The organism is Pseudomonas sp. lyk4-TYG-107, assembly GCF_030209055.1.
GTDB classification, from domain to species: Bacteria; Pseudomonadota; Gammaproteobacteria; order Pseudomonadales; family Pseudomonadaceae; genus Aquipseudomonas; species Aquipseudomonas putida_A.
Genome location: NZ_JARVST010000013.1, coordinates 21714 through 46383 on the forward strand (window position 1 = coordinate 21714; position 24670 = coordinate 46383).

Consider the following 24670-nt stretch of genomic DNA (forward strand, 5'->3'; position numbering starts at 1 on the left):
CCCTCTTATCGTTCTGTCAGGGGACGCACGCGTACGCCCTGTTCGAGCTGCGCCAGTTGCGCCGCATCGTTGATGCCGAAACCGATCTGCGTCACCGCCATCGCGGCAATCGCCGTGGCCGTGCGCAGGGTCTGCTCGGGCGTATCGGCACTGAGCAGACCGTGGAGCATGCCGGCCAGCAACGAGTCACCGGCCCCTACCGTGCTGGCAACAGTCACCTTCGGCGGCGTGGCATGCAGCGCCGAGCCGACGCTGAACCAGTTCACACCGTCGGCGCCATGGGAGATCACCACGTGCTCGATACCCTTGGCGTGCAGGCACGCCGCAGCCTGAGCTTCGGCGGCGTGCGAAACCACATCGCAATCGAGCGCATCGGCGAGTTCTTCAGTATTCGGCTTGATCAGCCACGGACGCCCTTCAATGGCCGCGCGCAAAGCTTCGCCACTGCTGTCGAGGGCGACTTTCAGGCCGAGACCGTTCAGGCGTTCGATCAACTCACGCAACCACTGCGCGCTGACGCCACGCGGCAGACTGCCGGCGACCACCACCGCGTCATGCCCCGGAGCGATCTGCAGCAGACGCTCAAGCAACGCCTGCTGCGCCGTCGCGTCGACCACCGGCCCCGGGCCGTTGATGTCGGTGATGCGCCCGTCGTGCTCGGCGACCTTGATGTTGCTGCGCGTCTCCCCCGGCACGCGAATGAACGCATCGACAAAGCCGCGCTTGGCGAACAAAGTCTCGAAGGCTTGCAGATTGTCTTCGCCGAGAAAGCCGCTGACCGTCAGTTGATGCCCGAGGTCTGCGAGTACCTGGGCGACGTTCACGCCTTTGCCGGCGGCGTGGGTGTGCATCTCGTCGCTGCGGTTGACCTGACCGGCCTCCAGGCGTGGCAGCTCGACCGTGAGGTCCAGCGCCGGGTTGAGGGTCAGGGTGAGAATCTTGGCCATTACAGGGCCTCCACTAATGCACGCACTTCGTTCGCGCTGCCCACGGTGAGGGCTTGTTGAGCAAGGGTTTGCGCCTGGGTCAGGCTGAGTTCGCGGATGCGCGCCTTGACCTCGGCGATGCTGCGACCGGACACGCTCAGCTCATCGACACCGAGGCCGACCAGCACCGGCACCGCCAGCGGATCCGCCGCCAGCTCGCCGCACACGCCGACCCATTTGCCATGGGTATGTGCGGCGCGCACGGTGATGTCGATCAGTTGCAGCACCGCCGGGTGCAGGCCGTCAGCCTGGGCCGAGAGTGTCGGGTGACCACGGTCGATGGCCAGGGTGTATTGCGTCAGGTCGTTGGTACCGACGCTGAAGAAGTCGACTTCCTTGGCCAATACCGGCGCCAGCAAGGCCGCTGACGGTACTTCGATCATGATCCCCAGTTGCAGATCAGCGACCGGGATTTCCAGGCGCAAGCGCTCGGTCATGTCGCGGGCCTGACGCCATTCTTCGACGCTGCCGACCATCGGGAACATGATCCGCAGCGGCCGGTTATCCGCCGAACGCAGCAAGGCGCGCAATTGCGCTTCCATGACCTGTGGACGCTGCAAGGTCAGGCGAATGCCGCGCACGCCGAGGAACGGGTTTTCCTCCTTGGCGATCGGCCAATATGGCAGCGGTTTGTCGCCGCCGACATCAAGGGTGCGCACCACCAGCGGTCGCCCGGCGAGGCCGTCGAGAACGCGGCGGTATTCGGCTTCCTGAGTGGCTTCGTCCGGCGCCTGCGGGTGGGCCATGAAAATCAGTTCGGTGCGCAGCAGGCCAATACCTTCGGCGCCCTGCTCGACCGCAGCGGTAACGCCGGCGCTTTCACCGATGTTGGCGAACACTTCCACGGCGTGACCGTCAGTGGTGTGCGCCGGTTGATGGCGTTGTTCGGCGGCAGCCTTGAGACGCTGCTCGCGGGTGTCGCGTTCTTCGGCGGCACGTTGCAGGGTCGCGGCATCGGCGTCGACGTGCAGGCGACCGCGCTGGCCGTCGAGCAGCAACGGCGTGCCCGGTTCCAGCAGCAACACCGCAGCGCCAGCTCCGACCAGCGCAGGAATCCCGAGAGCACGGGCGACGATTGCACTGTGCGCGGTGGCGCCGCCGCGCGCGGTGAGAATCCCCGCTACCCGCGCCGGATCGAGCCGTGCGACGTCCGACGGACCGACCTCGTCCATCACCAGAATGTACGGTTGTTCAGGCTCATTCGGAGTCTGCACACCACAGAGTTGCGCCAGTACCCGGCGACCGATATCACGCAGATCCGCCGCCCGCTCAGCGAGCAACGCGTCCTGCAGCGATTCCTGTTGTTTGGCCGCTGCTTCAATCACCGCCATCCACGCCGCTTCGGCGCTCTCGCCTTGCTTGAGACGGGTGTCGACTTCGTCGGTCAGTTCCGGGTCGTCGAGCATTTCCTGGTGGGTGATAAAAATCTCGCGAATCGCCTTGGCCTTGCTGCGTTCGATCAGACCCTGAATGTCACGGCGCACATCGCTCAGCGCTTGCTTGAGGCGCTCGCGCTCGATGGCGGCGGACTCGCCGCGCAACGGGTAATCGATAGCCTGCTGCACCTGAATGTGCGCTGGGCCAATGGCGATGCCCGGTGCCGCCGGGATCGCCTGCAACTGCGCGCCGGACGCCGGGGCGATCAGCACTTCGGCGATATCGGCGATGGCTTCGCGTTGCTGGCTCACGGCCGGCAGCGGTTCGACTTCTTCACCAAGGCCTTCTTCGATAGCGGCCAGCAGCGCCGGAAGGGCATCGGCGGCGATGCTCGGTTCAGCGATCAACTCCAGCACCTGACCACGACGGGCGCCGAGGCTCAGCAATTTGCTCAGGCTTTTTACCGACACGGCACTGTCCGCGCTGTCGACGATGCGCACACGGATTTCACCGTCGAAACTCTTCGCCAGTTGCGCAAGGATCTTCGCCGGACGTGCATGCAAACCGTGGGCGTTGGCCAGGGCAATACGCGCGCTCGGCCAATCGGCCGGCAGTTCGCCGCCGAGCACTTCGAGGACTTTGCGGCTGCTGGTGGCGCGGCCCAGTTCATGGCCGCGCCCTTCGATGAGCAGCGCACACAGGCGTTCGAGCAGCGCCTGATGCGCCTCACCCAGACTGGCCAGACAGAACAGACCGCTGAGCGGCTGGCCGAGGTAACGCATCGGTTTGTCCGGGGTGACGAACGCCAGGCCCGGGCGCTTCACGGTTTGCTCGCTGTGCAGCCACCACAGGCCATCGCCCAGCGGCAGCGCCTCGACTTGCTGCAACACGCCGGCAAACCCGTTGCTCACGCAATCGGCCTGCCGCAGCAGACGCGCGCCACGCCAGACCAGTTCTTCGAAATCGTCAGCCGACACGCCGAGGCCGATCATCTGCGCATCCAGCGCCAGTTCCTGTGGCGCGCCTTGCAGCAGTTTCAGCAGCGCTTCCGGCGAGCTGGCGCGACGCAGGGCCTGACCCAGATCGGTCTCGCCGAGGGCGCGGGTCAGCAGTTGCAGCAGACGCAGGTGTTCGTCGGATTTGGCGGCGATGCCGATCGCCAGGTAAACGATCTGGCCATCGCCCCAATCCACGCCCTCGGGAAACTGCATCAGCCGCACGCCGGTGGCGAATACCTGATCGCGGGTCTCCGGGGTGCCGTGGGGGATGGCGATACCCTGGCCGAGAAAGGTCGAGCCCTGGGCTTCCCGGGCCTGCAATCCAGCGAGGTAGCCATCGGCGACCAGGCCATCGGCCACCAGATGATGGGCAAGCAATTGCAGGGCGGCGGGTTTATCCACGGCCGATTGGCCCATGGATATCTGCTCTATAGTGAGCTCGAGCATGCGATCTCCTTTTTGGCACATGGATGCGCCAGGATATTGTTTTGAATGGTCACAGCTTAGGCGCTGGTCAGCCTGCTTTTCAGCGGCAGTTTTGGCGGTTTCACGGCAGAACCGGCCAAAGGCGTCTAAAACGTAGAAAATACGCTTGCTGAAACGTTTAATCTAGATTGATCGGCACGTTACTCGATAATGTCTCATCCTTGAAGTCCAACTTGTCGGATGCGCTGCGACAATAGTCGTCTGCCCGAATCGGGTAGGATTGGCGAAAATGTGGCGGCAAGCTCGAAAAAACAAGGAAATCCCGGGTTGAAACTCAGTGATATCGCGCGGTTGGCCGGAGTGTCCGTGACCACCGCCAGCTACGTCATCAACGGCAAGGCCGAACAGCAACGCATCAGCAACGCCACGGTCGAGCGGGTGCGTGCGGTCGTCGAACAGCACGGCTTCACCCCCAACCCGCAAGCGGCCGGTTTGCGCAGTCGGCACACCCGCACGTTGGGTTTTATTCTGCCGGACCTGGAAAACCCCAGTTACGCGCGGATCGCCAAACTGCTGGAGCAAGGCGCGCGGGCGCGTGGCTATCAGTTGCTGATTGCCAGCTCCGACGATGCGCCGGACAGCGAGCGCCAGTTGCTGCAACTGTTCAAGGCGCGCCGCTGCGATGCGCTGATCGTCGCCAGTTGCCTGCCGGCCGGTGACGACAGCTACCGCCAGTTGCAGGCCAAGGGCCTGCCGATCATCGCCATCGACCGGGTCATGGAGCCCGAGCACTTCTGCTCGGTGATCAGTGACGACCGCGAAGCCAGCCTGCACCTGACCCAGAGCCTGCTCGATCCGCAGCCGAAACAGATCGTGCTGCTCGGCGCGCGTCCGGAGCTGAGCATCAGTCAGGAACGTGCGGCGGGCTTCAAGCAGGCGCTGGTCGACTTCAAAGGCGAAGTGCTGATCGAGCACGCCGAGTCCTTCAGCCGCGAATGCGGCAAGCAATTGATGGAAGAACTCCTGCAACGTCTGGGGCATTTGCCGGATGCGCTGGTGACCACGTCCTACGTGCTGTTGCAGGGCGTGTTCGATGCGCTGCATGACTTCCCGCTCAAATCCCGCCCGCTGCGTCTGGGCACCTTCGGTGACACGCAGTTGCTCGACTTCCTGCCGCTGCCGGTCAACGCCATGGCCCAGCAGCACCAGTTGATCGCCGACAAGGCGCTGGAACTGGCGCTGGCCGCCGTCGAGCAATCGCAATACAAGCCTGGCGTGCAGGCCATCGCGCGGACCTTCAAGCAGCGTATTCATCGGGACTGAATCGTGGAGCTGATCGACAGCCACACCCACCTCGACTTCCCCGACTTCGACGCCGATCGCTCGGCGTTGCTCGCCGAAAGCCGCGCCCTCGGGGTGCGGCGGATGGTGGTGCTGGGGGTTTATCAGGGCAATTGGCAACGGGTGTGGGAGCTGGTGCAGAGCGATGCCGACCTGTACGCGGCATTCGGCCTGCATCCGGTGTACCTCGATCAGCATCAACCCGAAGATCTACGCGCACTCGGCGACTGGCTGACGCGGCTACGCGGCCATCGGCAACTGTGTGCGGTGGGCGAGATCGGCCTGGATTACTTCATCGAAACCCTCGACCGCGAACGCCAGCAGGCGCTGTTCGACGCGCAGCTGCAACTGGCGGCAGATTTCGAACTGCCGGCGCTGATCCACGTGCGCCGCAGCCACGCCGCGGTGATCGCCACGCTCAAGCGCTTTAAGCTCAAGCGCGCGGGCATCATCCACGCGTTCGCCGGCAGCCGCGAAGAAGCACGCGAATACATCAAGCTCGGTTTCAAACTGGGTCTGGGCGGCGCGCCAACCTGGCCGCAGGCGTTGCGCATGCATCGGGTACTGGCGGATCTGCCGCTGGATTCGATCGTGCTGGAGACCGACTCTCCGGACATGGCGCCGGCGATGTTTCCCGGAGTACGCAATACACCGGCGCACTTGCCGGCGATCTGTGCGGCGCTCGCCGAACTGATGAAGATCAGCCCGGAACAATTGGCCGCCGCCAGCACCGCCAACAGCTGCGAAGTGTTCGGTTGGTAATCAGTCGCCGTGGACCTTGGCCGCTTCGAGAATCAAGGTCATGTGCTGACGTTGACGGACAAAGCGTGCCAGTGCGAAGTAGATAAAAATCACGATCAACGACGCATTCAACTGTTCAGTCACGCTGAGCAGCCCGATCCATTCCATGACCAACGCCACCAGCAGCGCAGTGCACACGGTTACCGAGGCGCTGAAGCGCAGCAATCCCAGCGAATCGAGGGACTTGAAGCGTTTGATCTGTTTGGGGCAGCGCAGCTCCACAGCGTTCTGGCAGTGCGCGCAAGTGAACGGTTCATTGATTGCGATGGCGTTGAGTTGCCAGGGTTTGAGTACCTGTAGGGTCTGGCAATGAGCACAACGGCCCTGGACTCCCAGGGTTGCAACGGACATGAGCGGCCTCCTCGACGCAATCAGCGGAACTCGGATACTGGCTCATTAATGACGAAAAGCCAGCCGCCGGAAGAAAACAGGAATTGGCTTACAAGCGTAAGTATCAATGCATTACAAAATGTTCTGACATTACCGCCCTTGTAGGAGTGAGCCTGCTCGCGATAACGGTGTATCAGCCAACCATTGAGTTGACTGACACACCGTTATCGCGAGCACGCTCACTCCTACAGCATTCGCGCTCGATCAGACGCGGAACGCGCTGATCAGCTGTTTCAGTTCCACCACCTGCGCTGACAACGCTCGGCTGGCTTCCTCCGTCTGGTGCGCCCCTTGGGCCGTGCGCTCGCCAGCGCGATTGATCTCGACGATGTTCTGGTCGATGTCATGGGCCACCGCAGTCTGTTGCTCCACGGCGGCAGCGATCTGCTGGTTCTGGTCGACGATCATGCCTACCGCGCCGAGGATGTTTTCCAGCGCCTGCTGGACCTTTTCCGACTGCCCGACCGTGCCGTTGGCCATCTGATGGCTAATGCCCATGGCCTTCACCGCAGCGCCCACGCCGCCATGCAGTCTGGCGATCATCTGCTCGATTTCTTCGGTCGATTGCTGGGTGCGCTTGGCCAACGTACGCACTTCGTCCGCCACCACCGCAAATCCCCGGCCCTGCTCGCCGGCCCGGGCTGCTTCGATGGCGGCGTTGAGCGCCAGCAAGTTGGTCTGTTCGGCAATGCTCTTGATCACTTCCAGCACGCGGCTGATCGACTGGCTGTCGCTGGCCAACTGGTTGATCACCAGCACCGATTGATCGATCTCGCTGGCCAGCGCGGCAATGCTGCCCTGCTGCGACTCCACCAGTGTGCGACCGTTGACGGTTTCATCGTTGACGCTGTGCGCGCTGCTCACCGCTGCCGCTGCGCTGCGTGCAACTTCCAGCGAGGTCGCCGACATCTGGTTCATCGCGGTCGCCACTTGCTCGATCTGCGTGCGCTGCCCGGCCACCGCCTGATTGCTTTGCGCCGAGACAGTTTCCACCTGCCCGGCCTGGCGCTCGACCTCAGCCACGGTCTGCCCGACTCGTTCGATCAGGTCGTGGATTTTCCTCACGGTGCCGTTGAACACCTCACCCAGCTCGCCGAGTTCATCGCGACTGTTGGCCTTGAAATTGACCGTCATGTCACCGGCCGCGACCTTGTCCATCATCACGCCCAGGCGCTTGAGCGTGGTGCGAGTCGAGGCGTAGAACCCGCCGTAGAGATAGAAAATCAGCACGAACACCACCGCCAGCGCCACCGCCTGCAACACCATGTGCGTGCGGTTTTGCGCCAGGCGCTGCTGCAGTTGGGTATCGAGGAATTTCAGGGTCGCGTCATTGAGCTGGTAGGTCTGCGCCATCAGCCCGGTGACCTGATCGTAGAACGCCCGCCACGGGGTATCGAGGGTCTCGGCCACCACGACTTTCGCCTCAAACAGTTCACTGGCCTGTTTGAGCGAAGCCTTGCTGCTGTCGGCCGGCGCGCTGAGACTGGCGCGCGCGGCCTGGCTGGAGTCGAGGGCGTCCTGCAGTTTCAGCGCGTACTCGGCCTGGAGCTTTTCGATCTGCGCCAGCAACTCGTCGAAACGGCTACTCGACGAACTGTTGAGAAAGCCCTGTCCCAACGAATACGAACCGATGGCCCGACCTTCGCCGAGAGTCTGGGTCACGCCCGAGGTAATGCTGGTGAGCAATTCGCTGAGCTGGCGGATATCACCCTGGTTGTCGCGGCTCAGACCGGCCTGACTGGTGACGATCTGGCTGAAGATCTGCGCATTGCCGAGCAGTTTGCCGATCATCGCGCTTTTGCTTTGCAGGGAGCTTTCCGCCTGTTGGGCCTTGAACGCGCTGACCATTTCATCGCGTTTGCCGTCGAACAGTTTGATCTGTTCGGGATCGTCGGTCATCGCCTGCAAACCTTGCAGGCGCGCCAGCACGGTTTGCTCCAGGCTGCTGATCTGCGCTTCGAGGTTGTCGGCTTTGCCGGACTGACCGAGGGTGACGTTGATCTGCACCAGATTGTTCAGCGTCTCCAGGTCCCGGCGCAGGCTCAGGCTGCTGCCCAGCAGATCGAGGCTCTGCAATTCGATCCGGGTGCCCTGGAACTCGCGATAGGAATCGCGCACCAGATAGAAATTGGTCACCAGCATCGGTACCAGGAACAGCACGCTGATCAGGCTGAACTTCATGCCGAAGCTCAGACGGTTCATCAGCGAGACGGCGGGATAGAGCAAGCTCTTCACTGGAAGTCTCCCTTGGTTTTTCTTGTTTTTATTGGCAGGCGCGGGGCGAGAGCAGATAGCCACTATCGGGCGCTGTCTCTGTATAGCTCAAATCGGGGAGAGGTTTTGTAACTTAAGGTTAACGACTACGCTGCGCCGGTCACTGACCTGTGGCGAGGGGATTTATCCCCGATGGGCTGCGCAGCAGCCCCATTAAGTGGGGCCGCTGCGCGCCCCATCGGGGATAAATCCCCTCACCACAATGAATTTCACGGGCGAGTATCAGTGAATCAAAACTGTCCACAAGGCAAACCCGGCATACCACAGCACCGCCGCACGCAGCAGCAGTTCCCACAGGCAGTCGAGGGTGTTGATGCCTTCAGGGCCGACTACCGGCGGCGGGATCTCACCCGCTACCAGCCCGACCTTGTTGATCAGCTGCGCGGCGCTGATGTTCCAGTTCAGCAGCTCATGCAACATCACCCGGCTGACCGCGACGAAATTGCCGACCAGAGCCAGACTGGCGGCGAGCAAGCGCACCGGCAACCAGTCAAAGGCGTGACGTAACTGTCCGGCACGTTCGGCGAGCGCCGGGTTCTGGCTGTGTTCTTCCGCCAATGCGAGCAAGCGATAAGCCAGCGCCGCGACCGGACCGAGCACGAAGTACCAGAAGATCACCGCGAAGAAACTTTGATAGGCCTGCCACAACAGGTGCCCTTGGACCCGATCCAGCAATTGCTCACCACTGTCGGCACAGATATCCAGATCACGCTTGGCCACATGCGCGGCGGCTTGGAGGTCTTCGCGACGCCATGCATCACGAAACGGCCCGAGACCGCCGAGCAGATCACCGCGCCCCAGCGCATAAATCACCACCAGCAAATGCACCGGCAGCGCCAGCAAGCCGTAAGCGACGGGTTCCAGTACCACCAGCAACAAGGCAAGCAGCGCCACCGGCAGCAACACCAGAATCGTCAGCACCAGCCATGGTCGCTGGGCCAGGCGCGCGCTGGTTTCGAGTTTGTGCAGTTCGCGGATCCATCCGCCATCGCGTTGAACCCGATGGCGCAGGGCCGAGAATTTCTCGATCCAGACCGCCAGCAGTAACACCAGAAAACTCATTGTCCTTCCTCTTGTGCCAGGGCTGCGCGGTAACGCGCCCAGTCAAATGCCGGGCCAGGATCGGTCTTGCGCCCGGGTGCGATGTCGCTGTGCCCGCAGATACGGGCGCCGGTGATGGCCGGAAATGCTGTTTGCAGCTGACGCGTCAACGTGATCAGCGCCTGATACTGCGCATCGGTAAAGGGCAGATCATCGGTGCCTTCGAGCTCGATGCCCACGGAAAAATCGTTACAGGTTTCCCGGCCTTCGAACATCGACACGCCCGCATGCCACGCCCGCTCAAGACAGGAGACAAACTGGGTGACGCTGCCGTCACGTTCGATCAGAAAATGCGCCGAGACGCGCAGGTCGGCAATCCCTGCAAAATAGGGATGTTCAGTGACATCCAGACGATTCTGGAAAAATTCCTGCACCTTGCCGGTGGCGAACTGCGCCGGCGGCAGGCTGATGTTGTGGATCACCAACAAGGAGATTTCGCCCGCAGGGCGTTCATTGAAGTTGGGCGATGGGCAGACCTGTACCCCGTGACACCACCCGCTAGCGGGATCCAACTGCATACCGATTCCTTCAACGCCGACTGTGTTGGCGCCCAGTATGCCGTGATCGGCCCCCGGCGCGCGATCACTTGCCGCGATTGAGTCGCCGCAGATTGCCGAGCACCGATTCCAGCGCCCGATCGAACAGCAAGGTGTCATCCAGCGCCCGCACCGCGCCACGGCGGAACTCAAGGGCCAGCTCGACGCGGCTGCGCTCCAGCACCTTCATCCCGGTGCGGTCGACAAACACGTATTTGCCGGTGGCTTCGATGATCGCTGCGAGCTTGCAGCGCAGGCTGTGCTCATCGTCTTCCTGGAACGCCACCCAACTGCCCAGGCGCAGTTGTTCCAACTGACGCAGCCCCGGGTCGTCATGCGCCAGGCCGCTGGCATTCACGCCGATCGCGCCCTCGTCGGCGCTACGCAGGGTGATGTGCTGCGACACCTCTACCAACGCCGGCGCATCGGCCGGCGGCTGCTCGGTGAGCGGTTCAAGCACCCGCACATGCAGGGCTTCCAGCTCGCTGAAAAATTCGCTGGTGGCGAACGGATCAAACGCCGAACTGCTCAGGCCATCACGCAATGATTTGAGCAACCCTGGCACCAGCGCCAGCAACTGCAGACCGGCGTCCGCCTCGTCGTGACGCTGCACGCTCCAGATCAATTGCTCCATGGTCTGCACATCGGCCTGCCACTCAGCGCAGTGGTCGCCATGTTTGAGGCAAGTCAGCAGCAACACTTTGCTCCACGCATCACGCACAAAGGTCACCACCGACGGCGGCAGGACTTTACCCAGCAACGCCTGGTTCAGCACATGCTCGACTCGCTGCCGAGCCAGTTCGGTTTTCGCCCGTCCTTCCTCGGCATCGCGCAAACGCTGTTCGAGCAATTCGCTGCGCCGCCGCTCATCACTGGTGAACGCCAGGAAATCGGCGAGCAACTCGGAGAAAATTGCCGGGTCGTCGACGAAATCACTCAACAGGCGCTGCACCACTTGTTCAATGCGCAGATACAGGCTGTCACGCGCCTCGCCATTGCAATCGCCCCAACCCATGGCGGCATCGGCGATTTCATTGAGCAGGCGCCGCGCCGGGTGGCTGCTGCGGCTGAAGAAGCTCTTGTCGAGTACTGCCACCTTGAGCATCGGAATCTGCAAACGCGCGATCAACGCCTTGAGCGAATCCGGCAGGTTACGGTCTTCGAGGATGCAATCGAAGACCATGGCGATCAGGTTGATCACGTCTTCATCCGCGCCGTCGACAATGCGTGATTTGCCGCTCCTCACGCTGACCCGCGTCAGCAGCTGCTCAAGCTGATTGCGCAGATCGAAATCGTCCTGCGCCGCCAGTGCCGGGACGTATTGCTGCAAGTGTGAAAGCAGGCGCAGTAGATCGCGGGTGCTGATCGGTTGCGCCGCCGCACTCGGCTCCAGGGTCGGCGCGACACTGCCGCGCACGTGCAGCAGCAGTTCCTGCAACGCGGCGAAGACTTCCTGCACGCCTTCGTCGGCGGGCGCGGGTTCGTCACTCTCTTCGCTGCTGATGCTTGCTGCCGCACGCTCGATTGCGCGGCGTGCGGGGGCCGGTTTCAACTCAGGCAACACGCCGGTGGCGACCAGCAATTGATTGGCTTCGGCATACAACTGCTCGGTATCGGCCAGCACGTAGCGTTCGAACAGTTTGAGCAGGATCAGCTTGACCTTGATCTCCACGCCCAGGTTACGTCCGGCCTGCAGAAAGAACTCGCAGAGCATCGCCGGGCCGAGCGGATTGTGTTGGTTATCGAAATCCTTGCCCAGCAACACGTTGAGCCGCGCGGTCAGTTGATCGAGGGCAAAACCATCACGCTTGAGCACCCGCCCGACCATGGTCTCGACCGCCACGCTGCGCTCCATGTCATCGGTACGCGGTGCCGAATCCTCGAATATCAGCGTGCCGGACAATGTGGGTTGCACGACTTCGTATTGAATCAGCGCGACAAAGGCTTCGAAGAATTGCTCGAGAAAACCCCGTTCGATGTTTTTGCGCTTGAGGCGCAGGTCGCGCATGGCTTCGAAAAAGATGTTCTGCTCGACATCGTTGCGCGCTCGGTCGGCCATTTCGAACAGGGTGTCGTCGGCATTATCGAACAACTCCTGCAAACCGTGGCGCAGTTGCTGGGCGGCCTTGTCGCGGACCTGAAGCAGAATCACAGGCAGGCGGGCGAGCGGCGAATGATTCGCCTGATCGGTAGCGGCCTTGTGCAAAGGCACTACATTCCCGTCGTTGTGCATCCAAGCCTCCTGAAACGGTGATTTCACTGGTCAGTTACAACACAGGTCCCTGTGGGAGCGGGAGACGTCAAAGCTATGACGTCAAATGCAAGGCGGATTATCTTGCAAAACTTGTCCCCGGCGCTATAGCCGTCAGGGTTTCCCCTATGCCGTCGCACCTTGCAGTGACCACGAAAAACCGCGCTTTGCTCACAGGAAATCGACCAGTTGCAGTCAGGCACGCGCGTTCTCGCCTTGGGTTGGCTCTCGCCATGCCCCTATAATCGGCGCACTTAGTTTGTGGAGCCCGTTATGCCGAATCTACGTCTCGCCGATCTGACCGCCGAAATCGAAGCCAACGTGCGCCGTGCGTTGCTCGAAGATGTCGGCAGCGGCGACATCACCGCACAACTGATCCCGGCCGAACGTCTGGCCAAAGCCACCATCATCACTCGCGACGAGGCGGTTATCTGCGGCACGGCGTGGGTCGACACGGTGTTTCGCCAGCTCGATCCGCGCGTCGCAGTGCACTGGCAGGTACGGGACGGTGAACGGGTCAAACCCAACCAGCCGTTGTTTCATCTGGAGGGCCCGGCCCGTTCGTTGCTGACTGGCGAACGCAGCGCGCTGAACTTCCTGCAACTGCTGTCCGGCGTGGCCACGCGTGCGCAATATCTGGCGGACTTCGTGGCGCAAACCCAGGTCAAGCTGCTGGATACCCGCAAGACCCTGCCGGGCCTGCGTCTGGCGCAGAAATACGCGGTGACCTGCGGTGGTTGCCACAACCACCGCATCGGCCTTTACGACGCGTTCCTGATCAAGGAAAACCACATCGCCGCCAGCGGTGGCATCGCGCAGGCCATCGCCGCCGCGCACAAGATCGCGCCGGGCAAACCGGTGGAAGTCGAAGTGGAGAGCCTGGAAGAACTGAAGGAGGCGCTGACTGCCGGCGCCGACATCATCATGCTCGACGAACTGAGCCTGGATGACATGCGCGAAGCCGTGCGCCTGAATGGCGGCAAGGCCAAACTGGAAGCCAGCGGCGGCATCAACGAAAGCACGCTGCTGCCGATCGCCGAAACCGGGGTGGACTACATCTCGATCGGTGCGATGACCAAGGATGTGAAGGCGGTGGACCTGTCGATGCGTCTGAGCCTCTGAGCCTGTCACGCAATAAAAAACGCCAGCCCGGTTGAGGCTGGCGTTTTTGTTTCAGACCACCAGATTGTTCATCTCGCAGTATTCATCCCACTCGACGCCCAACACCTCGGCCGCCTCCTTGTGCAGCTCCAGGCGCTTGGCCTCAAACTCTTCAGGGGTGCTGGTGTACTTGAGCGTCAGCTCCCACGGCTGCAAGCCCTGGGCTTCGGCTTCGTCCTCGAATGCCCACTGGATCTGGTCTTTCTGATCATCAGGACTCAGGTCCTTGATCTCTTCTTTCAGGTCCGGGACGTCCTGAATGTATTTTTCCAGCGCTAGTGCGTGACGTTGCTCTTGAGTTAATTCGGTCATGGCGTTCTCGCTGATCGTAAGAATGGAGGATGGATCTGGATCATCAAGGATCTCTCTGACGCGGATTGTCCGGCCTTCGGAACCATTCGGGATCATCTGAAAACTGCTAAGCGATGCTCATGCAGGCACCGAATATAGGACGTTTGCATGACGAATTACACGGCTCTTTACATCTCTCGCACAAAAACTTTGACCTGGGAGACATAAATCGCGGGATTGCGCGAGGGGATGGTGCCCGAGACAGGAATCGAACCTGCGACCTTCGCGTTACGAGTGCGCTGCTCTACCGGCTGAGCTACACGGGCGGTGGGCTAAACCTAGCACCGGTCTTGAAGTCCGGCAACTTCAAAGCCTGTCCCGGTATTTCGCAGACAAAAAAATGCCCCGCCGTTTTCACGGCGGGGCATTTTCATTGCGCTAAAGCTGTGGGTTGATTAAACGCCCGAAGCCTTGGCCGCTGCCACGTCTTTGATGGACAGCTTGATACGGCCGCGGTTGTCCACGTCCAGTACCAGCACTTCCACTTCCTGGCCTTCTTTCAGGATGTCGGTGACTTTCTCTACGCGAGCGTCGCTCAGCATCGAGATGTGCACCAGACCGTCCTTGCCCGGCAGGATGTTGACGAATGCGCCGAAGTCGACGATGCGTTCAACCTTGCCGACGTAGATCTTGCCGATCTCGGCTTCTGCAGTGATGCTCAGAACGCGCTGACGAGCAGCCTCTGCGGCATCCTTGGTTTCGCCGAAGATCTTGATCGAGCCGTCGTCTTCGATGTCGATCGAAGCCTTGGTTTCTTCGCAGATCGCACGGATGGTCGCGCCACCTTTACCGATAACGTCACGGATCTTGTCGGTGTCGATCTTCATCGCGATCATGGTCGGAGCATTGGCCGACAGTTCGGTACGCGACTGGCCGATGATCTGGTTCATCTGGCCGAGGATGTTCAGGCGCGCTTCCAGGGCTTGGCCCAGAGCGATTTCCATGATCTCTTCGGTGATGCCCTTGATCTTGATGTCCATCTGCAGCGCAGTAACGCCTTTGGCGGTACCGGCTACTTTGAAGTCCATGTCGCCCAGGTGGTCTTCGTCACCGAGGATGTCGGTCAGGACGGCGAACTTCTCGCCTTCTTTAACCAGACCCATGGCGATACCGGCAACCGGAGCCTTCATTGGCACACCAGCGTCCATCAGGGCCAGGGAAGCGCCGCAAACGGAAGCCATCGAGCTCGAACCGTTGGATTCGGTGATTTCCGAAACCACACGGATGGTGTACGGGAACACGTCAGCGGCTGGCAGCATGGCCGAAACCGAACGACGGGCCAGACGGCCGTGACCGATTTCACGACGACCAGCGCCACCCATGCGACCGCACTCGCCCACCGAGAACGGAGGGAAGTTGTAGTGCAGCATGAACGGGTCTTTTTTCTCGCCTTCCAGGGTGTCCAGCAGCTGTGCGTCGCGGGCAGTACCCAGCGTCGCGACTACCAGAGCCTGGGTTTCGCCACGGGTGAACAGCGCCGAACCGTGAGTCTTAGGCAGAACGCCGACTTCGATGTTCAGCGGACGTACGGTGCGGGTGTCGCGGCCGTCGATACGTGGCTTGCCGTTAACGATGTTTTCGCGAACGGTGCGGTATTCGATTTCGCCGAAAGCGGCTTTGACGTCAGCAGCAGAAGGCTGGCCTTCTTCGCCGGACAGCTTGGCAACGACCTGGTCTTTCAGCTCGCCCAGACGTGCGTAGCGGTCAGCCTTGACGGTGATGGTGTAAGCCTGGGAGATCGCTTCGCCGAACTCGGCACGGATCGCGCCCAGCAGTTCGGTGGCTTCTGGAGCAGGAGCCCAGGTCCAGGTTGGCTTGGCAGCTTCAGCGGCCAGTTCTTTGACGGCGTTGATCACCACCTGGAACTCGTCGTGAGCAAACAGTACCGCGCCCAGCATCTGGTCTTCGGTCAGCTCTTTGGCTTCCGATTCAACCATCAGTACGGCGTCGGAGGTGCCGGCAACGACCATGTCCAGGCTCGAAGCAGCTTGCTGCTCGTAGGTCGGGTTCAGCAGGTAGCCGGTGCTTTCGTGGAAAGCGACGCGAGCGGCGCCGATCGGGCCGTCGAACGGAATGCCCGAGATGGCCAGGGCAGCCGAGGTACCGATCATCGCAGCGATGTCCGGATCGGTCTTCTTGCTGGTGGAAACGACGGTGCAGACAACCTGCACTTCGTTCATGAAGCCTTCCGGGAACAGCGGACGGATCGGACGGTCGATCAGTCGGGAAGTCAGGGTTTCTTTCTCGGAAGGACGGCCTTCACGCTTGAAGAAACCGCCAGGGATCTTACCGGCAGCGTAAGTCTTTTCCTGGTAGTGAACGGACAGAGGGAAGAAGCCCTTGCCTGGGTCGGCTTGCTTGGCACCGACTACGGTCACCAATACGCTGACGTCGTCGTCAACGGTGACCAATACTGCGCCGGAGGCCTGACGGGCGATACGGCCAGTCTCGAGGGTAACGGTCGACTGACCGAACTGGAATTTTTTGATTACCGGGTTCACGGTGTCCTACCTTCTTTGTGGCTCTTGGGGGAACTGGTTTCTTGCGAAATTCTTGGGCAATGTCGGGAATCGGCCCGCTGACTGTCCGGGTAAAACGGTAGTGCAGATAAAACTTGAGGCTGGGAGCCTGCCAGCCACCAACGGAAAACCGCTGATGCCTGACAGACAACCAACCTCATAGCGCAATCGCTGATTAGCGACGCAGACCCAGGCGGCCGATCAGAGCGCTGTAACGGCTCAGATCTTTGCCTTTCAGGTAATCCAGCAGCTTGCGACGCTGGTTTACCATGCGGATCAGACCACGACGGGAGTGGTGGTCTTTACCGTTGGCCTTGAAGTGACCTTGCAGTTTGTTGATGTTGGCGGTCAGCAGTGCAACTTGCACTTCTGGCGAACCAGTATCACCAACAGCTTGCTGGTAGTCGGCAACGATTTGAGCTTTTTCTTGAACGTCGAGAGCCATGAGGCAATCCTTTTATCAGGAAACTGTTTCAAAAACAGTTTCAACAGGCCAGGGACAAATCCCTGTATCTATAAATGAGTAGTGACCGTGCCTGTTAACAGCCACACTCGTTCGGTCATTCTGACCGAATCAGTCGACGCGGCGCGATGCGCCCGTCTTCGCTCACTTCACCGATACCGATGAAGCGACCATTGTGATCCTGTACCCGTACCATGCCGAACTTCGGAGCATCCGGGGCACGTACCGGCTGGCCGTTGAGCCAGTAGAACGCACTCGCTTCGGAGAAGTGCAGCAGCGGCCAATCCTGCAGGCCGCTGTCCGATGGCATCAGGAAGCGGTCGACCGCTTCGTTGCCGCCTGCGGCATGTACCGCTTCCAGCTCTTCGAGGGTCACGGTCTGCGCCAGGGTGAAAGGCCCGGCCTGGGTACGACGCAGTTCTGCGACGTACGCACCACAACCGAGTTGCTCACCGATATCCTCCACCAGGGTGCGGATATAGGTGCCCTTGCTGCAATCCACCGCAAGACGCGCAGTATCGCCTTCGAAGGCCAGCAATTCCAAGCGCGCAATAGTAACAGAACGCGGTTCGCGCTCCACTACTTCGCCTGCACGGGCCAGCTTGTACAGCGGCTGACCGTCACGCTTGAGTGCCGAGTACATCGGCGGTATCTGACTGATTTGCCCACGAAATTTCGGCAGAACCGCTTCGACATCGGCGCGACCAACGGTCACCGGGCGCTCCTGCAAAACCTCACCCTCGGCGTCCGCCGTGGTAGTGGTCTTGCCCAGTTGCGCCAGGGTTTCGTAACCCTTGTCGGAATCGAGCAGGTACTGCGAGAACTTCGTTGCCTCGCCAAAGCACAGCGGCAATACACCGGTGGCCAGCGGGTCGAGACTGCCGGTGTGACCGGCCTTCTCGGCGTTGAGCAACCAGCGAACCTTCTGCAACGCGGCGTTGGAGGTGAACCCTAGCGGCTTGTCGAGCAGGATGATACCGCTGACGTTACGACGGATACGTTTGACCTGAGCCACCGAATTACTCCTTGGTGTCTTCAGGTGCAGCGGCCAGGTGCTGATTGTCCTCAGCCACGGCGCGCTCGATCAGGGCCGACAGATGCGCGCCACGCACGACGCTTTCGTCGTAGTGGAAGTGCAATTGCGGCACGCTGCGCAGCTTCATTTCACGGGCCAGCTGCATGCGCAGGAAACCTGCGGCAGCGTTGAGCACCTTGATGCTTTGCGCGATGTCTTCAGCGTTGTCCTGCCCCATCACGGTGATGAAGATCTTCGCGTGACCGACGTCACGGCTGACTTCCACAGCGGTAATGGTGACCAGGCCGACGCGCGGGTCTTTGACTTCACGACGGATCAGCTGGGCCAGCTCACGCTGCATCTGATCGCCGATACGTTGGGTACGGCTGTATTCTTTTGCCATGATTTTGTTACCTGTTACTGCCCCACGGTGAAACCCGCAAGGTCTGAAAGCGGCAAACGCCCGGCCTGACAAAAGCCAGACCGGGCGTTGCGTTTAGAGTCCTGACGCCTTGGCGCGCATCTGCATGCGGCGGCTCGGCGTGGCCCTTGAAGTGCGCGAGTCAGAGGCTGCGAGCAACCTGAACCTTCTCGAAGACTTCGATCTTGTCACCGACTTTGACGTCGTTGTAGCTCTTCACGCCGATACCGCATTCCATGCCGGCACGTACTTCGGAAGCGTCATCCTTGAAGCGGCGCAGGGATTCCAGCTCGCCTTCGAAGATAACGATGTCTTCACGCAGTACACGGATCGGACGGTTACGGTGCACAACACCCTCGATCACCATGCAACCGGCGATCGCGCCAAACTTCGGCGAACGGAACACGTCGCGCACTTCGGCCACACCCAGGATGTTCTCGCGAACATCGCTGCCGAGCATGCCGGTCAGGGCTTTCTTGACGTCTTCGATGATGTCGTAGATCACGTTGTAGTAACGCATGTCCAGACCTTCCTGTTCGACGATCTTCCGTGCGCCAGCATCGGCACGCACGTTGAAGCCGAACAGTACAGCGTTGGAAGCCAGTGCCAGGTTGGCGTCGGATTCGGTGATACCACCGACACCACCACCGACTACGCGCACTTGCACTTCGTCGTTGCCCAGGCCGTTCAGAGCGCCCTGCAAAGCTTCCAGCGAACCACGGACGTCGGATTTGAGGACGATGTTGAGCGTCTTCTTCTCTTCCTGGCCCATGTTTTCGAAGATGTTTTCCAGCTTGCCGGCGTGAGCGCGAGCCAGTTTGACTTCGCGGAACTTGCCTTGACGGAACAGAGCCACTTCACGGGCTTTCTTCTCGTCGGCAACCACGCTCATCTCGTCGCCAGCGTCCGGCGTACCGTCAAGACCCAGGATCTCGACCGGAATGGCCGGACCTGCTTCCTTGATCGGCTTGCCGTTCTCGTCGAGCATGGCGCGCACGCGGCCATAGTTCGAGCCGACCAGCACCATGTCGCCTTGACGCAGCGTACCGTCCTGAACCAGAACAGTGGCTACCGGGCCACGGCCCTTGTCCAGACGCGATTCAACGACTACACCACGGCCAGGAGCCGATGGAGTGGCGGTCAGTTCGAGTACTTCGGCCTGCAGCAGAACCGCTTCGAGCAGCTCGTCAACGCCGGTACCCATTTTCGCCGAGACCGGTACGAATGGAGTGTCGCCACCCCAGTCTTCGGAGGTCACGCCGTGAACCGACAGTTCGCTGCGGATGCGATCGAGGTCGGCACCCGGCTTGTCGATCTTGTTCACCGCAACCACCAGAGGAACGCCAGCCGCCTGAGCGTGCTGAACAGCCTCGATGGTTTGCGGCATCACGCCGTCGTCCGCCGCAACCACCAGGATCACGATGTCGGTCGCCTTGGCACCACGGGCACGCATTGCGGTAAACGCAGCGTGACCAGGGGTGTCGAGGAACGTCACCATGCCGCGGTCGGTTTCAACGTGGTACGCACCGATGTGCTGGGTAATGCCGCCGGCTTCGCCCGCTGCTACCTTGGCACGACGGATGTAGTCGAGCAGGGAAGTCTTACCGTGGTCAACGTGGCCCATTACGGTCACGACTGGCGCACGGGAAACTGCCTCACCTTCAAACTTCAGGGACTCGGCCAGGGAATCTTCCAGGGCGGTGTCGCTGACCAGGGTCACTTTGTGGCCCAGCTCTTCAGCTACCAGTTGAGCAGTTTCCTGATCGAGTACCTGGTTGATGGTCGCTGGAGTGCCCAGTTTGAACATGAACTTGATGATTTCAGCAGCCTTGACCGACATCTGCTGAGCGAGATCGCCAACAGTGATGGTCTCGCCGATCTTCACTTCACGCACGACAGGACCGGTAGGGTTCTGGAAACCGTGAGCGTTGCGTTTTTTCAGCTTGGCCTTGCCGCGACCACCACGACGGAAGCCATCGCTTTCTTCGTCGGTAGTGCGTGGCGCCACACGTGGAGCCGGCGCTTTTTCTTTGACCGATGCGCGATGCGGAGCGTTTTTGCGCTCGCCATCGCCACCACCGCCGCGACGATTGTTATCGTCGGCACGTGGCTTGTCCGGACGGCGCTGTTCGTCACGCTTGCGAGTGTCGGCAGCCGGCGCAGCAGCAACCGGCGCGGCGTCGCGCACTGGTTCAGCGACTGGCGCAGGTGCTGCAACAGCTTCGGCAGGAGCGGACGGCGCAGCAGCAGGCTGGCGACGCGCTTCTTCTTCAGCGCGCTGCTTGGCTTCTTCTTCAGCCTTCTGACGAGCAGCATTTTCTACTGCGCGACGCTCTTCCAGTTCACGCTTGCGCTCGGCTTCGATTTCTTCCGGGCTACGCTGTACGAAAACTTTCTTCTTGCGAACTTCAACGCTGATGCTCTTGCTACCAGCCACACGCAGGGTGCTGGTGGTTTTACGCTGCAGCGTGATCTTGCGTGGTTCTTCCACTTTCGCCTTGTGGCTGCTCTTCAAGTGAGTCAGCAGGGATTGCTTCTCACTGTCAGTCACATTTTCTTCGGCGGCGGTGTGCGGCAGACCTGCCTCACGCATCTGCTGCAACAGGCGCTCTACCGGTGTTTTGACCTCATCGGCCAGTTGTTTCACCGTGACTTGCGTCATGCACTTCTCTCCTCAGGCCGCGCCTAATTACTCGAACCAGTGGGCTCGGGCGGCCATGATCAACTTGCCGGCACGATCATCGTCAATGCCGTCGATGTCGAGCAGGTCGTCAATAGACTGCTCGGCCAGGTCTTCGCGGGTAATTACGCCGCGCACCGCCAGTTCCATCGCCAAATCCTTGTCCATACCCTCAAGCGAGAGCAGGTCTTCGGCCGGATGGGCGTCTGCCAGCTTTTCCTCAGTAGCGATGGCTTTGGTCAACAAACGATCCTTGGCACGAGCGCGAAGCTCGTTGACGATACCTTCGTCAAAGCCGTCGATGTTGAGCATTTCTTCCAACGGTACGTAGGCAATCTCTTCCAGGCTGGTGAAGCCTTCATCTACCAGCACCTGAGCCAGTTCTTCGTCGACTTCCAGCTCGTCGATGAAGTTGCGCAGGATGTCGCCGGTTTCTGCTTGCTGCTTAGCCTGGATGTCCGATTCGGTCATCACGTTCAGGGTCCAGCCAGTCAACTGGCTCGCCAGACGCACGTTCTGACCACCTCGACCGATGGCCTGAGCCAGATTGTCTGCGCCAACGGCGATGTCCATTGCATGGGCATCCTCGTCAACGATAATGGCCGCCACTTCTGCCGGCGACATGGCATTGATCACGAACTGCGCCGGGTTATCGTCCCACAGGACGATATCGACACGCTCGCCACCCAACTCGCCCGACACGGCCTGGACGCGCGAACCGCGCATACCGATGCACGCGCCCTGCGGGTCGATGCGTTTGTCCTTGGAACGGACAGCGATCTTGGCACGCGAACCCGGATCACGGGACGCCGCCATGACTTCGATCAGGCCTTCAGCGATTTCCGGCACTTCGATACGGAACAGCTCGATCAGCATTTCCGGCGCGGTACGCGACAGGATCAGCTGCGGGCCGCGATTCTCGGTGCGGATTTCCTTAAGCAGTGCACGCAGACGCACACCGACACGGAAGGTTTCGCGAGAAATGATGTCTTCACGGGCCAGCAACGCTTCGGCGTTGTTGCCCAGATCGACGATCACGTTGTCGCGGGTGACTTTCTTCACGGTGCCGGAGATGATTTCTCCCAGGCGCTCGCGATAGGCGTCGACCACTTGAGCGCGCTCGGCTTCACGCACTTTCTGCACGATGACCTGTTTGGCGGTCTGTGCTGCAATGCGGCCGAACTCGATGGATTCGATCTTTTCTTCGACGACGTCGCCGACCTTGGCGCCCGGATGCGTTTCGGCAACCTTGCTTGGCCAGGTTTCGATCGCAGGATCGTCGAGATCATTCTCTTCGACGACTGTCCAGCGACGGAAAGTCTCATAGGAACCGGTGTGGCGGTTAATTTCCACACGCAGGTCAACTTCGTCTTCAAAACGCTTTTTGGTAGCAGTGGCCAGAGCCAGCTCCAGCGCTTCAAAAATCACGCTTGCCGGTACGCCCTTTTCATTGGATACCGACTCAACAACCAGCAGTACTTCTTTGCTCATCGTACGCCTCGCCTTTCGCAAGCCATTGGATCCGCGGGATCCGCGTCTCAGTCAAAACTGGGAATAATGTTGGCCTTGTCGATCATATCGATCGGCAACAGGAATTCATGGTCATCTACCTGCACCACGACATCCTGTTCTTCTACACCGCGCAGAAGGCCCTGAAAGTTGCGTCGACCTTCAAAAGGCGAGCGCAGCTTGATCTTCACTTGTTCACCGGCAAATTTTGCAAACTGCTCAAGAGTGAACAGTGGGCGTTCCATGCCAGGCGAGGAAACTTCGAGGGTGTATTCAACGGAGATCGGATCTTCAACATCCAGGACACCGCTGATCTGACGGCTGACAATGGCGCAATCGTCCACCAGCACGCCACCCTCTTTATCGATATAAACGCGCAACATCGAGTGACGACCTTGAGCCGAAAACTCGATACCCCAGCATTCATAGCCTAGGGCCACGACCACCGGGGCCAACAAGGCCTGCAACTCTTCTAGCTTGCTCGACACCTGAACCCCCTCGTGCATGTAAATGCATGCGCTGCAAAATAAAAAAATGGGCGAAACGCCCATCCTTGAAACGCCGTCGAACATCGGCGTAGAAAGTGTCCAGCTAACAAAAAGCCCCTGAAAAGGGGCTCCTTAAACTGGTTGCGGGGGCCGGATTTGAACCGACGACCTTCGGGTTATGAGCCCGACGAGCTACCAGACTGCTCCACCCCGCGACAAAGCTGGGGCGGAAGTATACGACCGATCCCTTATAGGGTCAATGCAACCTTCCACCTGCAAGAAAGCCCGCAACAGCGGGCTCTCCTGACTAATTGGTACCGAGAAGGGGACTCGAACCCCTACACCCTATGGGCACAACCACCTCAAGGTTGCGTGTCTACCAATTCCACCACCTCGGCAAAACTACGTTTGAAACCCTTCTTACTTCTGCTCTTGAGCTTGAGGTACGTCAGTCGCTGGAGTAGCCGACTTTTGCTCTTGAAGCACCGGGACATCATCAGAAGCCGGTTGTTGTTGCTTAGGTACTTCCAACACTGCTGGATCTGGCAAACCTGCTTGAGTCAGCTGATGAGCCTTCTCTTTAGCAAAGTAACCTAACCCCAAGCTGGTTATGAAGAAACCGGCGGCAAGTATAGCAGTAAACTTACTAAGAAAGGTAGAGGAACCTTGGCTTCCGAACACAGTATTTGAAGCACCTGCTCCGAAAGACGCGCCAGCGTCCGCACCCTTACCCTGCTGCAGCAAAACCAGAGCAACTACGCCCAATGCACCCAGCAGATGAAAAACGACTACGACTGTTTCCAGCATTTTTTCAGTTTCCCGCGGCGCGACAAATCGCACCGAACTCATCTGCATTCAGGGAAGCTCCACCAATGAGCCCCCCATCGATATCCGGCATGCCGAACAGTTCGACCGCATTGGCCGCCTTCACGCTGCCGCCGTATAGAAGCCGCACACCTCGTGCGACTTCAGAATTCTCTGCCGCCAACTGCTCGCGAATGGCTTTATGCACATCCTGAGCCTGTTGCGGCGTTGCAGTCAGTCCGGTACCAATGGCCCAGACAGGCTCGTAAGCAATGACTGCCTTGGCAAAGGCACCAACACCCAGCTCCTCGATGATGCTGCCCAGCTGACGCCCGACAACTTCAAGAGTTTTTCCGGCTTCGCGCTGCTCGAGGGTTTCCCCTACACACAACACCGGAATCAAGCCACATGCCTGTGCCGCTGCGAACTTGCGATTCAGCATCCCGTCTCGCTCGCCCATTATCTGGCGGCGTTCGGAGTGCCCGACAAGCACCAGGGAACAACCTGCATCCACCAACTGACTCGGTGCAATTTCACCGGTCAATGCACCTTGCATGGATTCCACCGCAGAATTCTGCGCACCGACCGAAATCGATTTGCCTTTCAAGCCATCAATCACTTGATTGATATGCAAGCAAGGCGGGAATACCGCGACATCAACACCGCTTGGCAAGGCCAGATGACGAAGGCCGTTGATCAGCTCAGCGACGCTGGCGCGGGTACCGTGCATCTTCCAGTTACCAGCTACCATAGGGCGACGCATGCTGTACCTCGTCGG

At 60.3% G+C, this 24670-nt stretch carries 20 protein-coding genes, 3 tRNA genes and 1 pseudogene; 3 read left to right on the forward strand and 21 right to left on the reverse strand.

What is annotated here, in order from left to right:
• Nucleotides 1-5 precede the first annotated feature (5 nt).
• Both pfkB and ptsP read right to left on the reverse strand, forming a co-directional pair.
• The gene (gene pfkB / locus QRN61_RS12615) at nt 6-947 is read right to left on the reverse strand and encodes a 1-phosphofructokinase (protein ID WP_285373925.1); all 942 of its coding nucleotides are present in this window, start codon (nt 945-947) and stop codon (nt 6-8) included.
• Nucleotides 947-3808, reverse strand: coding sequence for a phosphoenolpyruvate--protein phosphotransferase (ptsP, locus tag QRN61_RS12620; protein ID WP_285373927.1), 2862 nt, complete (start codon nt 3806-3808; stop codon nt 947-949). Before ptsP ends, pfkB begins: the two co-directional genes overlap by 1 nt.
• A 306-nt stretch (nt 3809-4114) precedes the next feature.
• On the opposite strand from ptsP, the gene cra reads away from it, so the two are divergent.
• Nucleotides 4115-5110 (forward strand): catabolite repressor/activator, encoded by a 996-nt coding sequence (gene cra, locus QRN61_RS12625; protein WP_095139812.1) that lies wholly within the window; start codon nt 4115-4117, stop codon nt 5108-5110.
• 3 nt (nt 5111-5113) lie between these two features.
• A complete protein-coding gene (locus QRN61_RS12630; protein ID WP_096795319.1) occupies nt 5114-5890 on the forward strand; it encodes a TatD family hydrolase in 777 nt (258 codons plus the stop codon).
• Here the strand turns inward: QRN61_RS12630 and QRN61_RS12635 are convergent, their stop codons facing one another.
• The 6 genes and pseudogenes from QRN61_RS12635 to QRN61_RS12655 form a co-directional block, all read right to left on the reverse strand.
• Nucleotides 5891-6280 carry a hypothetical protein gene (locus QRN61_RS12635; protein ID WP_027610790.1) on the reverse strand — a complete coding sequence of 130 codons (390 nt, stop codon included), beginning with the start codon at nt 6278-6280 and terminating at the stop codon, nt 5891-5893.
• A gap of 243 nt (nt 6281-6523) precedes the next feature.
• Nucleotides 6524-7237, reverse strand: a complete 714-nt coding sequence (locus QRN61_RS27755; RefSeq protein WP_502942606.1) for a methyl-accepting chemotaxis protein — start codon at nt 7235-7237, stop codon at nt 6524-6526.
• A 144-nt stretch (nt 7238-7381) separates the two neighbouring features.
• Nucleotides 7382-8521: pseudogene (locus tag QRN61_RS27760) on the reverse strand (HAMP domain-containing protein); the annotation flags it as partial.
• A gap of 294 nt (nt 8522-8815) precedes the next feature.
• Complete coding sequence (gene ampE, locus QRN61_RS12645; RefSeq protein WP_183784699.1) at nt 8816-9655, reverse strand: regulatory signaling modulator protein AmpE; 840 nt, start codon at nt 9653-9655, stop codon at nt 8816-8818.
• Nucleotides 9652-10212 (reverse strand): 1,6-anhydro-N-acetylmuramyl-L-alanine amidase AmpD, encoded by a 561-nt coding sequence (ampD, locus tag QRN61_RS12650; protein ID WP_003221563.1) that lies wholly within the window; start codon nt 10210-10212, stop codon nt 9652-9654. Before ampD ends, ampE begins: the two co-directional genes overlap by 4 nt.
• A 64-nt stretch (nt 10213-10276) precedes the next feature.
• A complete protein-coding gene (locus QRN61_RS12655; protein WP_247842597.1) occupies nt 10277-12463 on the reverse strand; it encodes a DUF1631 domain-containing protein in 2187 nt (728 codons plus the stop codon).
• 291 nt (nt 12464-12754) lie between these two features.
• Between QRN61_RS12655 and nadC the strand changes: the two genes are divergently transcribed.
• Nucleotides 12755-13603, forward strand: coding sequence for a carboxylating nicotinate-nucleotide diphosphorylase (nadC, locus tag QRN61_RS12660; protein WP_027610785.1), 849 nt, complete (start codon nt 12755-12757; stop codon nt 13601-13603).
• 51 nt (nt 13604-13654) lie between these two features.
• Here nadC and QRN61_RS12665 read toward each other — a convergent pair whose 3' ends face one another.
• The 13 genes from QRN61_RS12665 to tpiA form a co-directional block, all read right to left on the reverse strand.
• The gene (locus QRN61_RS12665; RefSeq protein WP_027610784.1) at nt 13655-13954 is read right to left on the reverse strand and encodes a DUF6388 family protein; all 300 of its coding nucleotides are present in this window, start codon (nt 13952-13954) and stop codon (nt 13655-13657) included.
• Nucleotides 13955-14183: 229 nt separating this feature from the next.
• Nucleotides 14184-14259, reverse strand: a tRNA-Thr gene (locus QRN61_RS12670).
• Between the two features lie 129 nt (nt 14260-14388).
• Nucleotides 14389-16494 carry a polyribonucleotide nucleotidyltransferase gene (gene pnp / locus QRN61_RS12675; RefSeq protein WP_007961443.1) on the reverse strand — a complete coding sequence of 702 codons (2106 nt, stop codon included), beginning with the start codon at nt 16492-16494 and terminating at the stop codon, nt 14389-14391.
• A gap of 193 nt (nt 16495-16687) precedes the next feature.
• Nucleotides 16688-16957, reverse strand: coding sequence for a 30S ribosomal protein S15 (gene rpsO / locus QRN61_RS12680; protein WP_003221553.1), 270 nt, complete (start codon nt 16955-16957; stop codon nt 16688-16690).
• Nucleotides 16958-17072: 115 nt separating this feature from the next.
• Nucleotides 17073-17990: a tRNA pseudouridine(55) synthase TruB gene (gene truB, locus QRN61_RS12685; RefSeq protein WP_285373931.1), complete on the reverse strand. Its 918-nt coding sequence runs from the start codon at nt 17988-17990 to the stop codon at nt 17073-17075.
• Between the two features lie 4 nt (nt 17991-17994).
• Nucleotides 17995-18393: a 30S ribosome-binding factor RbfA gene (gene rbfA / locus QRN61_RS12690; RefSeq protein WP_003221549.1), complete on the reverse strand. Its 399-nt coding sequence runs from the start codon at nt 18391-18393 to the stop codon at nt 17995-17997.
• A 160-nt stretch (nt 18394-18553) separates the two neighbouring features.
• Nucleotides 18554-21073, reverse strand: coding sequence for a translation initiation factor IF-2 (gene infB / locus QRN61_RS12695; protein ID WP_027610783.1), 2520 nt, complete (start codon nt 21071-21073; stop codon nt 18554-18556).
• A gap of 27 nt (nt 21074-21100) precedes the next feature.
• Nucleotides 21101-22582, reverse strand: coding sequence for a transcription termination factor NusA (gene nusA, locus QRN61_RS12700; RefSeq protein ID WP_285373933.1), 1482 nt, complete (start codon nt 22580-22582; stop codon nt 21101-21103).
• Between the two features lie 47 nt (nt 22583-22629).
• Entirely contained in the window at nt 22630-23088 is a 459-nt protein-coding gene (gene rimP, locus QRN61_RS12705; RefSeq protein WP_007915250.1) for a ribosome maturation factor RimP, read from the reverse strand.
• A gap of 138 nt (nt 23089-23226) precedes the next feature.
• Nucleotides 23227-23303: transfer RNA gene (locus QRN61_RS12710), tRNA-Met, on the reverse strand.
• A gap of 97 nt (nt 23304-23400) precedes the next feature.
• Nucleotides 23401-23486, reverse strand: a tRNA-Leu gene (locus QRN61_RS12715).
• Between the two features lie 22 nt (nt 23487-23508).
• A complete protein-coding gene (gene secG, locus QRN61_RS12720) occupies nt 23509-23895 on the reverse strand; it encodes a preprotein translocase subunit SecG (RefSeq protein ID WP_250607105.1) in 387 nt (128 codons plus the stop codon).
• Between the two features lie 4 nt (nt 23896-23899).
• Nucleotides 23900-24655 carry a triose-phosphate isomerase gene (gene tpiA / locus QRN61_RS12725; RefSeq protein WP_008088336.1) on the reverse strand — a complete coding sequence of 252 codons (756 nt, stop codon included), beginning with the start codon at nt 24653-24655 and terminating at the stop codon, nt 23900-23902.
• Between the last annotated feature and the right edge of the window lie 15 nt (nt 24656-24670).

What these genes read in the sequence shown, in the direction of transcription:
- ampD (WP_003221563.1), bottom strand. Translation starts at nt 10,212, where the DNA reads ATGCAGTTGGATCCCGCTAGCGGGTGGTGTCACGGGGTACAGGTCTGC.
- infB (WP_027610783.1), bottom strand. Translation starts at nt 21,073, where the DNA reads ATGACGCAAGTCACGGTGAAACAACTGGCCGATGAGGTCAAAACACCG.
- rbfA (WP_003221549.1), bottom strand. Translation starts at nt 18,393, where the DNA reads ATGGCAAAAGAATACAGCCGTACCCAACGTATCGGCGATCAGATGCAG.
- QRN61_RS12655 (WP_247842597.1), bottom strand. Translation starts at nt 12,463, where the DNA reads ATGCACAACGACGGGAATGTAGTGCCTTTGCACAAGGCCGCTACCGAT.
- QRN61_RS12635 (WP_027610790.1), bottom strand. Translation starts at nt 6,280, where the DNA reads ATGTCCGTTGCAACCCTGGGAGTCCAGGGCCGTTGTGCTCATTGCCAG.
- secG (WP_250607105.1), bottom strand. Translation starts at nt 23,895, where the DNA reads ATGCTGGAAACAGTCGTAGTCGTTTTTCATCTGCTGGGTGCATTGGGC.
- QRN61_RS27755 (WP_502942606.1), bottom strand. Translation starts at nt 7,237, where the DNA reads ATGAACCAGATGTCGGCGACCTCGCTGGAAGTTGCACGCAGCGCAGCG.
- QRN61_RS12665 (WP_027610784.1), bottom strand. Translation starts at nt 13,954, where the DNA reads ATGACCGAATTAACTCAAGAGCAACGTCACGCACTAGCGCTGGAAAAA.
- pfkB (WP_285373925.1), bottom strand. Translation starts at nt 947, where the DNA reads ATGGCCAAGATTCTCACCCTGACCCTCAACCCGGCGCTGGACCTCACG.
- rpsO (WP_003221553.1), bottom strand. Translation starts at nt 16,957, where the DNA reads ATGGCTCTCGACGTTCAAGAAAAAGCTCAAATCGTTGCCGACTACCAG.
- nusA (WP_285373933.1), bottom strand. Translation starts at nt 22,582, where the DNA reads ATGAGCAAAGAAGTACTGCTGGTTGTTGAGTCGGTATCCAATGAAAAG.
- ampE (WP_183784699.1), bottom strand. Translation starts at nt 9,655, where the DNA reads ATGAGTTTTCTGGTGTTACTGCTGGCGGTCTGGATCGAGAAATTCTCG.
- tpiA (WP_008088336.1), bottom strand. Translation starts at nt 24,655, where the DNA reads ATGCGTCGCCCTATGGTAGCTGGTAACTGGAAGATGCACGGTACCCGC.
- ptsP (WP_285373927.1), bottom strand. Translation starts at nt 3,808, where the DNA reads ATGCTCGAGCTCACTATAGAGCAGATATCCATGGGCCAATCGGCCGTG.
- nadC (WP_027610785.1), top strand. Translation starts at nt 12,755, where the DNA reads ATGCCGAATCTACGTCTCGCCGATCTGACCGCCGAAATCGAAGCCAAC.